The organism is Pectobacterium atrosepticum (assembly GCF_000740965.1).
Classification (GTDB): Bacteria; Pseudomonadota; Gammaproteobacteria; order Enterobacterales; family Enterobacteriaceae; genus Pectobacterium; species Pectobacterium atrosepticum.
Genome location: NZ_CP009125.1, coordinates 2,081,194 through 2,096,350 on the forward strand (window position 1 = coordinate 2,081,194; position 15,157 = coordinate 2,096,350).

A 15,157-nucleotide genomic window follows, 5' to 3' on the forward strand; every position below is an offset into this window, starting at 1 on the left:
CAACGCCGCCAAAGTATGGGGGCGTTGCTGTTTTATAGGGTTATCAAGTTTTATATCAGTATCACGTTTTATATTGGCATCGAATTCTATATTGGTGCTGTATTTTTAGCGGATAAATGCCGCATGAAGGGAGAGCGTTGAAATTCTGTACACGAAGAAGGAAATGACACAACGCAAAGTTTATGCCCCGGTGCCAGTGATGGTGGCGGGGATTGCGATTATTGCTACCCGTTTTTTGGGGATTTTGCTGCTCGTGTGGGAATTGGGGCTCAGCGATTTAAGCGGCTGGATTGGCAGTAACGCGGAGGCTTGGGATTCGACGCTGGTGTTACTATTATCGCTCATTATCGTCGGTGTAGAGATCCGCTGTGGCTTTGCCGTTTTGGCTGGTGTGAACTGGGGACGATGGGGCTATATAGCCTGTCAGGGAGTTGTAGTGTGTTATCTCCTGCTGGCGTCACTAAGCGAATTTATGCCGGCGATATTCCATATTTCGGGGGAGAACCACGCCGCCGTGCTGCATCAACTCCTGATGCAAAAGATCCCCGATCTTCTGGTGATTGTTTTACTGTTTCTGCCACGACGCAGTAAGCGTTTTTTTCTACGCCAGAAATAGAAATTTCTATCTCCTGAGCCAGTTGTGCTGCTGGCGTCGCCCATGAGCAGCGGAAAGATCATAGGGTGACGCTGTCAGGGTGGTATAATCCTTTTATTCTGTATTTCTTCTGATAGTTAGATTTTTATGCATTGTGCCCGCTACAGCACGGGAACCTGTCGTTCCTGCCAATGGTTGGAAAAACCCTACCCACAGCAATTGTCTGATAAGCAGCAGCACCTTGAAGACTTGCTGCAACCGCACGCCGTGCAGCGCTGGCTACCGGTGCAACCTTCTGCGCAGACTGCATTTCGTAATAAAGCCAAAATGGTGGTGAGCGGCAGCGTGGAACGCCCGTTATTGGGGATGTTACACCGTGATGGAACTGCGGTAGATCTCTGTGATTGCCCGCTTTATCCGACCAGCTTCGCGCCAGTTTTCGATGTGCTTAAAGTCTTTATTGCCCGTGCGGGGCTGACGCCTTATAACGTGGCCCGGCGCCGTGGGGAACTGAAATACCTGTTGCTGACGGAAAGTACGCAGCGCGGTACGTTCATGCTGCGCTTTGTCTTACGCTCAGAAACCAAGCTGGCACAATTACGTGCCGCAATGCCTTGGCTACAACAGCAGTTGCCCCAGCTTGAGGTGATATCCGCCAACATTCAGCCTGTGCATCAGGCGATTATGGAAGGGAAAACGGAGATTATCCTGAGTGACGCGGCTGCATTGGCTGAGCAGTTCAATCAGGTGCCGTTGTATATCCGTCCGCAAAGCTTTTTCCAGACTAATCCGCAGGTAGCGGCTGCGCTATATGCGACGGCACGCGACTGGGTTGCAGAGCTGAAGATAACTAGCATGTGGGATCTGTTCTGCGGGGTAGGGGGTTTTGGCCTGCACTGTGCATCATCTGAGATGCGTTTGACGGGCATTGAAATCAGCGCTGAGGCGATAGCCTGCGCACGTCGCTCTGCGGAACAGCTAGGGTTGAAACATGTGGAGTTTCAGGCGCTGGATTCAACACAGTTCGCGACAGCAAAAGCGGAAATACCCGATCTGGTGCTGGTTAACCCACCGCGCCGTGGTATCGGCAGCGAGCTGTGCAGCTACCTGAGCCGGATGGCGCCGGACTACATTCTCTATTCCAGCTGTAATGCTGAAAGCATGGCAAAAGACATGACGGAACTGGCGAACTACCGCGCGCTGCGTGTACAGCTGTTCGATATGTTCCCACACACGGCGCACTACGAAGTACTGACGTTATTGAAGCGCGCTTGATAAGCGATAACTATATGTAATAAAAAATATCTCGGTAGCAATTTACTACGTTGTTGTATCTATGTTCGACAGTATGAAAGTTTCGGGCGTGTCAATCCTAGTGCTTTTCTATGATTTCATCACATGCCCGACAAGGAGCGCTCAATTGCCGCAGCTCCTTGACCACTGGCTTTTGGCGTGAATTGCGCCGCTGCGCGGTGCCTTCGGTGATCGTTCCCGCTTTTCGAGCCGCCAGTGACGCGTTCCCGACGCGGCACTGTCTTTCGCGGCGTCCTGCCGCTCACTCGACGGTAACGATCACCTCAGCGCAATTCTTTACGCCTGGACGACAAAAAAGCGGCGTTATATGCATGATTTCATACGATATCACACTGCGCAGATCGAACCTTATTGCGGGAACCACTTGTCATTGATGGTTTTGTACGTGCCATCGGCTTTGATCGCATCCAGCGCTTTATTTAACTTCTCCAGCAGTGCCTTGTCATCGGGACGAACGGCGATGCCCAATCCAGTGCCGAAGTATTCTGCGTCAGTCACATGCTCACCAACCGTCGCCAGTTCAGGGTTCGTCTTAATCCACTCGTTGACGACCGCAGTATCACCGAATACGCCGTCGATACGGCCGTTCTTCAGATCCAGTACCGCATTCTGATAGCTGTCATAAGAGACGGTTTGCACTTCTGTGTGCTTATCGTGCATGTATTTCTGGTGCGTCGTGCCATTTTCCATACCGATACGTTTACCTTTCATGGCAGCAAAATCGCTGAATTTCCCTTTCTGCGCGATAACCACGGCAGAGTTAGCATAGTAGGGCTGTGTAAACGCCACCTGCTTGCTGCGCTCTGGCGTGATATCCATACCGGAAATTACCGCGTCATAGCGACGGAATTTAAGCGCGGGGATTAGGCTGTCAAACGCCTGATTGGTGAACGTACATGTGGCTTGCATTTGTTTGCACAGCGCTTTCGCCAGATCCATATCGAAACCGACAATTTCATTGCTGGCATCCAGTGACTCAAATGGCGGGTAGGTGGCTGATGACGCAAAACGGATGGTGTCTGCGGCGGTGGCGCTGAAGGTGATTCCTGCCAGTAACGTGGCGAGCACTAATTTTTTCATTACCTACTCCTTTCTACTTTTTTTATATAATAGAGTTGCGCGGAAGGATTCCAGCGTTATGGTGATTACCATGCCAGTCATTGAATTTATATGCAATTAAAATGATTAATAAATCGATTAATTGCATGTTTTTACATCAGCAGGCAATAAAAAATTTTTGGGAGAAATTTTTAACGTTGTGTCAGCAACGGCCCTTAAGGGGGGCGGCCAGTGATGGCACGCCATAAAAAAGCAGGCTATAAAAGCCTGCTTTCTAAGTGGGTAAGTGCGTTAAGGATCAGTTGCGGCGTTCGAATACCAGTGAGCGACGTTCAACCCAGCGCATCAATAATGTCAGTAACCCATTGACGCAAAGGTAGATAATTCCAGCCGCGCCAAACACCATCACATCATATGTCCGGCCGTACATCAGTTGGCTGTAGCCCATGACTTCCATCAGCGTGATGGTATAAGCCAGCGACGTACTCTTAAATACCAGCACCACTTCGTTTGAATAAGAAGACAGCGCGCGTTTAAACGCGAACGGCAGCAAAATGCGTAATGTCTGCTTCTGATTCATTCCCAGAGCGGCGCAGGATTGCCACTGTCCGGCGGGAATTGCTTTTACCGCACCATAGAACAGCTGTGTGGTATAAGCCGCGCTATTGAGCGCTAGCGCCACCATCGCACATAGCCACGGCTGTGAAAGCAGGCTCCACAGCCAGGGGATTTGCTGAATAGAGGTAAATTGCCCCGGGCCGTAGTAAATCAGAAAGATTTGCACCAGCAGCGGCGTACCGGTAAACAGCGTAATGTAGCCTTTCGCCAACATTGATATGATGGGCGTTTTTAGCGTCAGTACAACAGTAAGCAGCAGTGATAACACCAGCGCGACGACAATGGAGACGGCAGTTAACGTCAGACTGGTATGCAGGCCTTTTAATAGCTCAGGTAAATAAGCGAGCATCAGGAAGGCCTCCGCTCAAAACGCGTGGTGCGCAGTTCAATGCGTTTCAGCACATACTGACTTAATAGCGTGATAACCAAATAGATTGCTGCTGCGACGACGTACCAGGTAAAGGGCTCCTGTGTCCGTGTAGCAATGCTTTTGGTTTGCAGCATCAAATCGTTAACGCTAATCAGCGAAACCAGTGCGGTATCTTTCAGCAATACCAGCCACTGATTACCCAATCCCGGCAGGGCATGGCGCCACATCTGCGGCATAATCAAGCGGAAAAAAATCGCAGACTTGCTAAGCCCGAGGGCTTGTCCTGATTCCCATTGTCCTTGCGGGACGGCTTTCAATGCGCCGCGCAGCGTTTGGGAGGCGTAGGCCGCATACAGCAGCGCCAGCGCAATGACGCCGCACAGGAAGGGGCTGATTTCAAACATGCCGATATCCAGTTTTACCGGAATCTGCACAATGAAGAGGTTCAGGATAAAACCATCCGCCAGCAGCATCAGCAACTGGGAAGAGCCAAAATAGATAAATAGCACGACCAAAATTTCTGGCAGGCCGCGCACGAGTGTGACTACCGCTGTACCCGTCCAGCTAACGGCTTTCCAGCGAACGGTTTCCCAAACGGCAAACAGCATCGCCAGCGCTAGGCCGAGCACCAGTGCACAAACGGCAAGGCCGACGGTCATACCGGCGGCGCTTGCAAGAGGTTGAAATTCAATCATTGAGCGTCAGATTACTGCTGGAACCATTTTTTATAGATGGTCTCGTAAGTGCCATCCTGCTTGATTTTGCTGAGTGCATCGTTGAATTTTTTCAGCAGCTCATCGTTATTCTGGCGTACCGCGATGCCCAGACCGATACCGAAGTAATCTTTATCCGTTACGTTTTCACCAACGGTAGCCAGCGTATCGTTCTGTTTCAGCCATTCGTTAACTACGGCGGTGTCACCGAATACTGCATCCAGACGGCCACTTTTCAGATCCAGCACCGCATTCTGGTAGCTGTCGTAAGGCACCGCAGTAATTTCAGGATGTTTTTCCAGCAGATATTTCTGGTGAGTGCTGCCATTCTGCATCCCTACACGTTTGCCTTTCAGTGCAGCGACGTCGGCAACTTTGCCTTTCTGGGCGATAAACAGGGCGGCGTTATCATAATAAGGCTGACTGAATGACACCTGCTGCTGACGCTCCGGGGTGATATCCATCCCTGCGATGACGGCTTCAAAACGACGGAATTTCAGGCCAGGGATCAGGCTGTCGAAAGCCTGATTGCTGAACGTGCAGTTTGCCTGCATTTCTTTGCACAGTGCGTTAGCCAGATCGATATCAAAGCCCTGAATCTGGTTATTGGCATCAACAAATTCGAACGGAGGGTAGGAGGCTTCTGTCGCGAAACGGATAGTATCCGCGGCGTTAGCAGAGGCGGCACTCACTGCGAATAATGCTGCAACAATCAATTTTTTCATTATTGTTTTCCTGATAGTAATCAATGTGATAAATAACCAGCGAATTCAGGCGTCTGCGGCTGAGCAAAGTGCGTCGCATCGCCTTGTTCAACGATGCGGCCGTTTTCCATATAAACCACTCGGCTGGCCGTTTTACGGGCAAACTCGACTTCGTGGGTCACGATCACCTGTGTAATGCCGGTTTGCGCCAATTCACGGATGATATTGACGACCTGAGCGGTAATCTCTGGATCTAATGCGGCAGTCGGCTCATCAAACAGCAAGACCTGAGGTTCCATCATCAGCGCACGAGCAATCGCGACACGTTGTTGCTGTCCACCAGAAAGATGGAGAGGAAATCGATCGGCAAAATCATTGAGGCGCAGGCGAGTCAGCAGCTTGTCTGCACGCGCTTTAGCTTCTTCCTTACTCAGCCCCAGCACGCGGCAAGGCGCTTCGATCAGGTTCTGCACCACGGTCAAATGTGGCCATAAATTATATTGCTGGAACACCATCCCGACGTTCTGACGCAGTTCACGGATTGCGCCGTCGGAAGGCGTGCGCTGAAAATCAAACTGATTACCAGCGATGGAAAGCGTACCTGAGCGTGGCATTTCCAACAGGTTAAGAACGCGTATCAGCGAACTCTTTCCCGCCCCGCTAGGACCGAGAAGCACCAGCGTTTCACCCGCAGGACAATCGAGGGTGATGTCAAATAGCGCCTGGTATGTGCCGTAGAAACAGTTAATGCCGTTTAGTTGAATACTCATGCGTAATAATTGAATAGACATTGATGCGGCGAATGTTAACGTTGGCAGAATAGTTATGCAATCACCGTGGGTTAAAATTTGCCAATAAGCGATTTATTGGTTAAATAATAGCACAAAATAGTGGTTTACGGCTTGAGGCCTGCTTTAGGAGAAACGAATGCAATTATCCACCACGCCCAATCTGGAAGGCTTCACCATTACTGAATATTGTGGCGTCGTAACCGGCGAAGCTATCTTGGGCGCGAATATCTTCCGTGACTTTTTCGCCAGTATCCGTGATGTGGTCGGCGGCCGTTCCGGTGCCTATGAGAAAGAGCTACGTAAGGCGCGGCAGATTGCGTTCAAAGAGCTACAGGAACAAGCTGAAGATTTAGGTGCGAATGCCATTGTCGGCATTGATCTTGACTATGAAACCGTTGGGAAGGATGGCAGCATGCTGATGGTGACCGTCAGCGGTACCGCAGTGAAGGTTCGCCGCTGAGGATGGAAGTCGCTTGTATAGAGGGTGAAGTGGTAAAGCGATGTGGCGCAAAAGACACATAAGAGTGGAATAACGATGTTTAAATGGGTGAGTTGCATAGCGTTGGGGTTGTTGGCGGGCTGCCAGGCGCCGTCTTCGTTGCAGGAACAGCATAATTATGTACTGGAGACCGCGTTGCAGTCGCGGGCGCAGGAATCCCGTATCCGCTTTTTGGTGATTCACTACACGGCGGAAGATTTTGCCACCTCGTTGAATATTCTGACGGACGATCACGTCAGCGCCCATTATCTTATTCCGGCACATCCGCCGTTGCAGCACGGCAAGCCGCTTGCGTGGAAACTGGTGCCTGAATCTCAGGCTGCCTGGCATGCAGGGGCGAGCAGTTGGCGTGGGTTTAGTCGACTGAATAATTCCTCGATTGGTATTGAGATCGAAAACGCGGGCTATCAGCGCACGTTAACCGGCTATACGTGGGCACCGTTCCCCACCTCGCAGATTCAGCTCGTGACCGCAATTGCTCGTGATATTGTCGAACGTTACCAGATTGCACCACAGAACGTGGTGGCGCACAGCGATATTGCCCCACAGCGGAAACAAGACCCCGGCCCACTCTTCCCTTGGCGGATGCTGGCGCAAGCTGGCGTTGGTGCCTGGCCGGAGGCACGTCGGGTTACGTTTTATTTAAAGGGACGGCAATCGACAGAACCGGTGGATGAAGCCATTTTGCTGGAAAAATTGTCGCGTTACGGCTATTCGGTGCCGGAAACGATGACGGCACGCGAGAAGCGGCAGGTGATTGCCGCTTTCCAGATGCATTTTCGTCCTGAGAATTATCAAGGCCAGCCAGACGCGCAGAGTGAGGCGATCGTTGATGCGTTGCTGGAAAAATACAGCCGCCGCTAAACCGTTTCCTTCTCTGCCAGCTTCGCAATACGGGCCGCCATGCCACGGAAGATAAACAGGTGAGCGGGCATCATTAGAAACCAGTAGACCAGCCCGTTAAACCCGGAAGGGTGCCAGCGGGCGCGCACATCTACGGTTCGGTGAGTGCCTTTGTCCGTGATAGTAAAATTGAGTTTACCCAGCCCCGGTGCTTTCATGCCGAATAGCAGTACCAGTTGGCGCTGTGGCTTGATCGAAATCACCTTCCAACTGTCAATCTTGTCGCCGACCTCCAGCGTTGGGCGGTCGGGGCGTCCGTAAGTCACACCGTTGCCGCAGAGATCGTCCAGCCGGGCGCGGATATTCCAGAGCGTATTGGCGTAAAAATAGCCTTCCTTGCCCCCAACCTGCTGGATCACTTGCCAGAGTGCTTGGCTGGATGCAGACGTTTCAAGCGTATGGCCCGCCTGTTTGGGGTAAAAGCCGTAATTCGGCTTCCAACGTGCACGTACTTCGGTATCGTCGCCCCAGTCAGCCTGCTGTCCGCTCTCCATTTCGCTTTGCAGCGTGGTGCGCACGGCGTCATCAAAGCTAATCAGCTTTTGTGGAATCAATGCCTGTAGTTCGCAGCCATCGGCCTGCAAATCGTGTTTTAACCCCTGAATCAGGGCACGAGCGATGGACGGAGGAACTGATGTCACCAGATGTAAAAACCAGACAGACACCAGATGCGTGGGCATGGGAACCGGGATCAGCAATCTGCGCTTGCCGCTGATCTGAATGAAGCGCTCGAACATCGTTTGATAGCTGATGTATTCGGGGCCTGCCGCATCCATAATGCGATTTTCTGTCGCAGGGTGATGCGCAATGTTGATCAGATAAACCAGCAGGTTTTCCAGCGCAATCGGCGACGATTTAGAGCGCACCCAGCGCGGCGGGGTCAGCACCGGCAGGTTATAGACCATGTCGCGCATGATCTCGAACGCCGCCGACCCAGTCCCGATAATAATACCCGCGCGCAGCTCCGTGACAGGAATCCCACTACTGCGTAAGACATCACCGGTGATCTGGCGTGCCAGCATATGCGGTGAGGTATCATCCTTCGCCTGAAGCGACCCCAGATAGATAATCTGCTTTACGCTGCTGGAGGTGAGTGCCAGCAACAGATTCATGGCCACCATGCGCTCTTTGGCGACGAAATCCGCGCCGTCGCCCATGCTGTGCACCAGATAATAGAGCGTTTCCGCCCCCCACAGACCATTAGGCAGGCTTTCTGGCTTAGTGAGGTCAACCTGCTGACAGTCGACGCCCGGCCAGTTCCGCGACGCGAGGGATTCGATATTCCGACCGGCAGCAATCACCCGGTTGCCCTGCTTGCTCAAGCGTTCGGTTAAATGGCGGCCAATGTAGCCAGTTGCGCCCAGAATCAGAATCGGGGCTGAGGGGGATGTCATACGCCAGCGGCTCCACAGCAAAATATAACCATGGCTTACTATATCCTAAATAATTCGAGTTGCGTGAAGGCGGCAACCGCATGAACCCTAGGAGCTTACTCAAGTAAGTGACTGGGGTGAGTAAGGGAAGCCAACGCACAAGCAATTTGAAGGATTACGGATATAACGGGGAACGACGAAAAGTGTGCGATAACAAGGCGTAATTTAACATGGCCTACCTGCCCGATAGCCGTGCTACCGAGCAGAAGGAGGTAAAACGGGGGAATATCAGGCCAGAACAGTATCGCCTTGTAGCTGGCAGCTACAGGCCAGAACATAGCCTTGCTCGATCTCGGCAGGCGTCAGCGTCATGGTGCTGGTAGTGGTGTATTTACCGGACAGCACGCGGGTTTTACAACTCCCACACACCCCAGCACGGCAGGCGGCGAGAACGTGCACCTTATTGGCTTCCAGTGCGGCCAGCAGGCTGATACCCACCGGAACACGCAGATTCTTCAGCGGACGGCTGATGGTCAGCGTGATCTGATCGGCGTCTTCATCCACCACTTCATCAGTCGGGCGGAACTGCTCTTTAAAGATGCGATTTGACGCCACGCCAAGCTGCTGACTCAGCGTTTCAATCTGGTTCATATATGGCGCAGGGCCGCAGGTCATGACGGTGCGGTTGGTGATATCCGGCACGCGTTCGACGAGCAGGTCGCCGCTGATGCGTCCGGCGAGGAAACCGGGCGCGGCGTCAAATTCTGCCATCAGCGTCAGATGCAATTGCTGCGGGTAGCGCTGCACCAGATCTTGCCATTCGCTGGCGAAGATCACCTGCTGTGGGTTGCGCACGTTGAAAATGATGTGGATATCGATTTGCGGCTTGTTTGCCAGCAGCCAGCGGCACATCGACATAATCGGCGTGACGCCGCAGCCTGCTGCTGCCATCAGGTAGCGATCGCTGACCGCGTTGGCGCAGGTAAATTCGCCCTGTGCATCGGACAGCCACAGATAGTCACCAATTTTTAGCGTTTGGGTCAGCCAGCGGGAGCCAACGCCGTCGTCCAGCCTTCTTACCGTCAAGGTAATAAAGCGGCTGAGGCCCGGCGAAGAGGAGATCGTATAAGCCCGTAGCGTCTCTTCGCTGTTAGCAATGCTGACTAGCGCATATTGACCCGGCTGATACGGATAAAAATCATGATTAACCAGTGAAATTGTCCAGACATCCGGGGTTTCCTGGGTAATCGAGTGCACCTGCATGCGGTTAGAACAAAGCGGTGTCGGCCCAGCGTGTGGTACTGGCATCGTCATAGTCAATCTCCATAACAAACGGATACGGTGAAGCGTGTAAAGATAGCGGCCCATGATTAGCAGGGCTTAGCGTGAAGCATCAATGCCGACACTTCACGCTGCGTGACGAGGAACGCGCTCCTCCGTCCGCGTTGATTCATCAAGCGGCCAGAATGGTGTTCATGTCCTGTTCAACGGTGGTAATCGCCCGCATACCGAATTTGTCGTTCAGAATGGCAAGCAGGTTGTCCGTCAGGAAGCCCGGTGCAGTTGGCCCGGTGTAAATATTTTTCACGCCAAGAGACAGCAGGGTAAGCAGGATGACAATCGCTTTCTGTTCAAACCAAGACAGCACCAGACTAAGCGGCAGATCGTTGACGCCACAGCCCAGTTTTTCCGCCAATTTAACGGCCAGAATAATTGCCGCATAGGCGTCGTTACATTGACCAACATCCAGCAGACGTGGCAGGCCTTCCAGCGTACCGAAATCCAGTTTGTTGAAGCGGTATTTACCGCATGCCAGCGTCATGATCAGGCAATCCTGCGGGACGCTCAGCGTGAAGTCAGTGAAGTAGCTGCGTTCTTCACGGCTGCCGTCACATCCGCCAACCAGAAAGACGTGGCGCAGTTTTTTCTGTGCAACCAGGTCGATGACGGTATCTGCGGCGCTCAGCAACGTTTCACGACCAAAGCCGACGGTGATCATGTGCTCGATTTCGCTGTATGGGAAACCCGCCAGACCTTGTGCCTGTTCGATAACCGAACTGAAATCGTCACCTTCCAGATGGTTCACGCCCGGCCAGCCTACGATGCTGCGCGTCCAGATGCGATCGCCGTAGTTGCCCACGTTCGGGTCGATAATACAGTTAGACGTCATGACGATCGCGCCAGGGAATTTGGCAAACTCGGTTTGTTGGTTTTGCCAGCCGCTGCCGTAGTTACCTGCCAGATGCTTGAATTTTTTCAGCTCTGGGTAACCATGTGCAGGCAGCATCTCGCCGTGCGTATAAATATTCACGCCAGTGCCTTCGGTTTGCTCTAGCAGCATGCGCAGGTCTTTCAGGTCATGACCTGAAATCAGAATGGCTTTACCCGCAATCGGGCGTACGTTAACGGAGGTTGGCTGTGGGTGACCGTAAGCGTCGGTTTCGCCATGATCGAGGATTGCCATGACGTTAAAGTTCATTTTACCGATGCCCATTGCGTTGTTCAGCAAGGTATCGACGTCGGTTGGCTGTGTGCCCAGCCATGCCATGAAAGCATGATATTCGGCATAGATAGCGTTGTCATATTGACCAAGAACATGGGCGTGTTCCATGTAGGCCGCTGCGCCTTTCAGGCCGTAGAGGTTGAGCATACGCAAGCCGTGGACGTCATCACCCACGATGGCTTTATCGCTGTCCAGCGCAAAATCCTCTGCCTGTTGCAGTAAGGTCGGAATATCGTTGCCTGCCAGTTGCAGCGCTGCCATCGGGTGATCTACGGTCGCCGTGGCATCGTGCAGACGGCAGCGAACTGCTAGCGACTCACGCAGTGTAATGGCTTCCTGTGCGTAGCCAATAATACGTTGGGAATCGAAGTTAACGTTGGTCAACGTAGAGAAGAAAGCGCGTGGTGCAAAGTTATCGACATCATGATCGATAATATCCAGTTCGCGTGCTTTCAGCGCCCAGGCAGAAAGCCCTTGCAGCACAGCCACCAGCAGGTCTTGCAGATCGGAGGTTTCTGCGGTTTTGCCGCACATGCCCTGCGCGTAAGAGCAGCCGTTTCCAACAGGGGTACGAATCGTTTGTTCACATTGCACACAAAACATGATGACTTCCTTTTTTAAAGTTGCATTTTAAATGCTTGTTTAAAGCATAGTGTCAGCCGAGGCAGGTAAAAAGGCTTTTTTAATGCAACTTTAGGTAAATTTGATTTAGCGCAAGTTTGGTGATGGGCAATGAAAATCACTCTCAATCACAGCCCATAAACGAGGGAGAAAACGACGATGAATGTGCACTTATGAGGAAAATAACGCCATCAGTATCGGTGCCGCGAGACTTAATAAGAAACCATGTACGATGGCAGCAGGCACGATATCAATACCCGCACTGCGTTGTAAAACCGGCAGCGTGAAATCCATCGACGTCGCACCACAAAGGCCTAATGCACATGAGCGATTGCGCTGTGCTAGCGCAGGAATCAGCATAATAGCCAGCAACTCGCGGGCCAGATCGTTGAAAAATGCCGCGCTGCCGATGACGGGGCCAAGGGCGTCGGTCAGCAGAATGCCTGACAGCGAATACCATCCGTAGCCGGATGCCATCGCCAGACCGGTTTTCAGCGGTAGTCCCAGAACCCATGCGGCAAGCAGGCCGCCACCGAGTGCGCTGATACCCACGATGAGCGCGATAACCAAACCGCGACGGTTTAATACTATCTGGCGTAATGTCATCCCGCTGTTACGCAGTTGAACGCCCACCAAAAATAGCAGAAAGATCAGTGCATATTCGCTGCCTTTGCTGGCGTGAGTGAACCCAGACCATTGTGTTAAACCGAGCAAAAAGCCCGCGAAGACCACGCCACAGAGTTTGAACGATTCAAGGATCATATGCAGTCGGGAAGGCGGTGCGGCGTCTTTGAATTTGCTGTGCCACGCGCTGCGTTTTTCCCATAGCCACAGCGCAATACCGTTTGCCGCGACAATGCAGAATGCGAATACGGCGGTGTAGCGAAAGATCAGTAACAAATTGCTGCTGAGGTTTTCCAGAAAGGCCAGACTAATCCCCATTAAAAACAGAATAACGTACACCATCCAACTCAGCAGTTGGTTAATCAACAGTAATGTTTTTTTGGCACGCAGCGGCACTAGATAGCCAATGATGAGCGGTAATAAAATAATTAATAATCCTGAATACATCACAGAATTGATGTCCTTACGCGAGAAAAACGGCACTAACCCGTATTTTAGGATTTGCGGGGGGCCGTAGTTAAACAATGAGGCTTTTCTTCTTCATTCTACCCCGATAGGCGTCGACGCGACGGGAATGCAAACCGTGCGTCAACAACATCGTGGGATTCATCGGCTACACTTGGCGGGAAGAAAAACGATAATCTATTAAAATTAAACAAATTATCGGAGCGAGTAAAGCGCTGACTGGCAGGATATTCTACGTGATGGAGATCTTGCCAGCAGAAACCCGCAGGTAGCCGCTACAGGAGAGAAGAATGCATCTGGAAAGTATTGAAATCCTGGGGTTTCGGGGAATTAATCGTCTGTCGCTGACACTGGACGAGAATAACGTGCTGATTGGGGAGAACGCCTGGGGGAAATCGAGCCTGCTGGATGCGCTTTCGCTGCTGCTGGCGCCGACATTGCCGCTTTATCATTTTGATATGCAGGACTTTCATTTTACCCCGGGGGATGAAAACAGTCGGGAAAAGCACCTTCAGATTATTTTCACTTTTTGCGAGACGGCGCCCGGCCACCATTTATCCCCTCGCTATCGTTCGCTTAGCCCAGTTTGGGTGGAGGGAAATGAGTCGCTATACCGCGTTTTTTATCGGCTGGAAGGTGAGGTGGACGAAAGCCAGTCAGTCTTCACCTGGCGCAGCTTTCTGGACGCCGACGGGCATCCGATACCGCTGGATAATATTGATGAACTGGCCAGAGAAATCATCCGCCTGCATCCGGTATTGCGGCTGCGCGATGCGCGCTTTATGCGGCGTCTGCGCTCCGGGACGCTGGCGGCGACGTTAGATAACAGCAATGAAAAACTGGCTCAGCAGTTTGAGCAACTGATACGTGAGTTGGTGCAAAACCCGCAGAAGCTGACGGATAAAGAGCTGCGTCAGGGCTTAGTGGCGATGCAGCAACTGCTGGAGCACTATTTTTCCGAGCAGAATGCTACGGGTAACGACCGACGTCATCATCGCCATGCGCGAACACACAATGGTAAATCGTGGCGATCGCTGGACAACATCAACCGCCTGATTGCCGATCCCAATAGCCGCAGTAGCCGAATTATCCTGCTAGAGCTGTTTTCTACGCTGCTACAGGCGAAAGGTTCAGTGGTGTTGGATCCCCATGCTCGTCCGCTCTTGCTGATTGAAGACCCAGAAACCCGGCTGCATCCGATTATGCTGTCCGTTGCCTGGGGGCTACTGACGCAACTGCCGCTCCAGAAAGTCACGACAACCAACTCAGGAGAGCTGCTGTCGCTGGTGCCAATGGAGCAGGTGTGCCGTCTGGTGCGGGAATCTTCACGGGTTGCGACGTACCGCATTGGTCGTCAGGGTATGAATGCGGAAGATAGCCGGCGTATTGCGTTTCATATTCGTCTGAATCGACCTGCTTCTCTCTTTGCTCGCTGTTGGCTGCTGGTGGAAGGGGAGACTGAAGTCTGGATGTTGAATGAACTCGCGCGTCAATGCGGCCATCATTTTGAGGCGGAAGGGGTAAAAGTGATTGAATTTGCCCAGTCGGGCCTCCGGCCATTGTTGAAATTCGCGCGCCGTATGGGGATTGAATGGCATGTGCTGGTCGATGGTGACGATGCGGGGAAAAAATATGCGGCGACGGCAAGAAGCCAGCTAATCGTACAGGATGAAAGTGAGCGAGATCATCTGACCGTCTTGCCTGCATCGGACATGGAGCACTACATGTATCGTGAGGGGTTCAGTCAGGTTTATCACCGCATTGCACAATTACCGGAGAAAGTGCCGCTATCGATGCACAAAGTCATCATTAGGGCTATCCATCGGTCATCCAAACCCGACTTGGCGATTGAAGTGGCAATGGAGGCCGCAACGATGGGCAGCGATGCCATCCCTCCACTCATTCGCGGTATGTTCTCTCGCGTGCTATGGCTCGCTCGAGGGCGTGCAGATTAATGTCATGTAGCGATAAAAAATGCCGTTCAGTGTGCTGAACGGCATTTGTC

Annotated in this window: 14 protein-coding genes; 5 read left to right on the forward strand and 9 right to left on the reverse strand. The window is 52.3% G+C overall.

What is annotated here, in order from left to right; translation table 11 throughout:
* Positions 1–163 precede the first annotated feature (163 nt).
* The gene (locus tag GZ59_RS09115; RefSeq protein ID WP_011094215.1) at positions 164–616 is read left to right on the forward strand and encodes a YbjO family protein; all 453 of its coding nucleotides are present in this window, start codon (positions 164–166) and stop codon (positions 614–616) included.
* Between the two features lie 126 nt (positions 617–742).
* Positions 743–1,870, forward strand: a complete 1,128-nt coding sequence (gene rlmC / locus GZ59_RS09120; protein ID WP_011094214.1) for a 23S rRNA (uracil(747)-C(5))-methyltransferase RlmC — start codon at positions 743–745, stop codon at positions 1,868–1,870.
* A 387-nt stretch (positions 1,871–2,257) separates the two neighbouring features.
* Here the strand turns inward: rlmC and artJ (GZ59_RS09125) are convergent, their stop codons facing one another.
* The 5 genes from artJ (GZ59_RS09125) to artP all read right to left on the reverse strand — a co-directional run bounded on the left by artJ (GZ59_RS09125) (position 2,258) and on the right by artP (position 6,143).
* Positions 2,258–2,989: an arginine ABC transporter substrate-binding protein gene (artJ, locus tag GZ59_RS09125; protein WP_011094213.1), complete on the reverse strand. Its 732-nt coding sequence runs from the start codon at positions 2,987–2,989 to the stop codon at positions 2,258–2,260.
* 277 nt (positions 2,990–3,266) lie between these two features.
* On the reverse strand, positions 3,267–3,935 hold the full coding sequence (gene artM, locus GZ59_RS09130; protein ID WP_011094212.1) for an arginine ABC transporter permease ArtM: 669 nt from the start codon (positions 3,933–3,935) through the stop codon (positions 3,267–3,269).
* Positions 3,935–4,651 (reverse strand): arginine ABC transporter permease ArtQ, encoded by a 717-nt coding sequence (gene artQ, locus GZ59_RS09135; protein ID WP_011094211.1) that lies wholly within the window; start codon positions 4,649–4,651, stop codon positions 3,935–3,937. The genes artM and artQ overlap by 1 nt, the downstream gene beginning before the upstream one ends.
* Before the next feature lie 11 nt (positions 4,652–4,662).
* Complete coding sequence (gene artJ / locus GZ59_RS09140; protein ID WP_039291291.1) at positions 4,663–5,394, reverse strand: arginine ABC transporter substrate-binding protein; 732 nt, start codon at positions 5,392–5,394, stop codon at positions 4,663–4,665.
* Between the two features lie 20 nt (positions 5,395–5,414).
* On the reverse strand, positions 5,415–6,143 hold the full coding sequence (artP, locus tag GZ59_RS09145; protein WP_181023433.1) for an arginine ABC transporter ATP-binding protein ArtP: 729 nt from the start codon (positions 6,141–6,143) through the stop codon (positions 5,415–5,417).
* A 157-nt stretch (positions 6,144–6,300) separates the two neighbouring features.
* Here artP and GZ59_RS09150 point away from each other — a divergent pair, with 157 nt between their 5' ends.
* Together GZ59_RS09150 and GZ59_RS09155 are read left to right on the forward strand one after the other, a co-directional pair.
* Positions 6,301–6,624, forward strand: coding sequence for a heavy metal-binding domain-containing protein (locus tag GZ59_RS09150; protein WP_005967367.1), 324 nt, complete (start codon positions 6,301–6,303; stop codon positions 6,622–6,624).
* A 75-nt stretch (positions 6,625–6,699) separates the two neighbouring features.
* Entirely contained in the window at positions 6,700–7,527 is an 828-nt protein-coding gene (locus tag GZ59_RS09155; protein ID WP_039291295.1) for an N-acetylmuramoyl-L-alanine amidase, read from the forward strand.
* Here GZ59_RS09155 and GZ59_RS09160 read toward each other — a convergent pair.
* From GZ59_RS09160 to GZ59_RS09175, 4 genes are all read right to left on the reverse strand, one after another.
* Positions 7,524–8,960, reverse strand: coding sequence for a DUF2867 domain-containing protein (locus GZ59_RS09160; protein WP_039291297.1), 1,437 nt, complete (start codon positions 8,958–8,960; stop codon positions 7,524–7,526). The two genes, GZ59_RS09155 and GZ59_RS09160, sit on opposite strands and share 4 nt — an antisense overlap.
* Before the next feature lie 267 nt (positions 8,961–9,227).
* Positions 9,228–10,253 carry an NADH oxidoreductase gene (hcr, locus tag GZ59_RS09165; RefSeq protein ID WP_011094206.1) on the reverse strand — a complete coding sequence of 342 codons (1,026 nt, stop codon included), beginning with the start codon at positions 10,251–10,253 and terminating at the stop codon, positions 9,228–9,230.
* 139 nt (positions 10,254–10,392) lie between these two features.
* Complete coding sequence (gene hcp / locus GZ59_RS09170) at positions 10,393–12,045, reverse strand: hydroxylamine reductase (protein WP_011094205.1); 1,653 nt, start codon at positions 12,043–12,045, stop codon at positions 10,393–10,395.
* Positions 12,046–12,234: 189 nt separating this feature from the next.
* On the reverse strand, positions 12,235–13,134 hold the full coding sequence (locus GZ59_RS09175) for a LysO family transporter (protein WP_011094204.1): 900 nt from the start codon (positions 13,132–13,134) through the stop codon (positions 12,235–12,237).
* 308 nt (positions 13,135–13,442) lie between these two features.
* On the opposite strand from GZ59_RS09175, the gene GZ59_RS09180 reads away from it, so the two are divergent.
* On the forward strand, positions 13,443–15,107 hold the full coding sequence (locus GZ59_RS09180) for an ATP-dependent endonuclease (protein WP_011094203.1): 1,665 nt from the start codon (positions 13,443–13,445) through the stop codon (positions 15,105–15,107).
* Positions 15,108–15,157 lie beyond the last annotated feature (50 nt).